The 592-nt window shown below is 53.2% G+C and carries 1 protein-coding gene; it reads right to left on the reverse strand.

Features of this window, described 5'->3' with window-relative positions:
- Positions 1-289: 289 nt before the first annotated feature.
- A complete protein-coding gene (locus tag NW843_RS08555; protein WP_414350410.1) occupies positions 290-559 on the reverse strand; it encodes a DUF751 family protein in 270 nt (89 codons plus the stop codon).
- Positions 560-592: the final 33 nt, after the last annotated feature.

Here is a 592-nt window from a genome sequence, read left to right on the forward strand (position 1 = left end):
TCAGTATAGTTGAGCTTATTATTGACTAGAGTCATGCTCTACCAAGCTAGCGGCAAATCCAATCCCCTCGCTACAGCTTGCAGCCGGGATCCCTGAAGAGCCAATTGAGGCTTGGCCTGCCCATAGACCGCCACCATTCCGGGGCAAACTTTTCATTCGCGCGAGCGGCGCGGAGCACTTTACTTCTTGTCAGCAGTGGGGCGAAAAAGAGGGATCCCCTTGAGGCGTGCTTATGCTGCCGGCATCCACTGCACAGCTTCGCCCATGGGCCCCAACCTCAACCCAGTATCTATTCTGGCCAAAAGGTATTCCCTGTCATGCCTCGCAGGGTGAAATAAACAAATAGAAGCAACAAAAGGGATCCCAGCGTAACCATAGCCGCCGCTGTTGGACTTTTGCGATACAGGCCGACAAAAGGCTGGAGGCCAGCCCAGATCCCCCCCAGCAAAACGGTAATAAAGTAAGTGGGATAACGGGAGACATTCTCCACAAACTGGTCTTCCAGTCTTCTGGGGGGCTGCGGTTGTGGCATAAGAGGCTGGGGCTCCAACTGATACATTTACGCTGAACACTGCTGAACATCACTGTTCAA

It is taken from the genome of Synechococcus sp. R5-12, from assembly GCF_047502655.1.
Lineage (GTDB): Bacteria > Cyanobacteriota > Cyanobacteriia > Thermostichales > Thermostichaceae > Thermostichus.

What these genes read in the sequence shown, in the direction of transcription:
- NW843_RS08555 (WP_414350410.1), bottom strand. Translation starts at nt 559, where the DNA reads ATGTATCAGTTGGAGCCCCAGCCTCTTATGCCACAACCGCAGCCCCCC.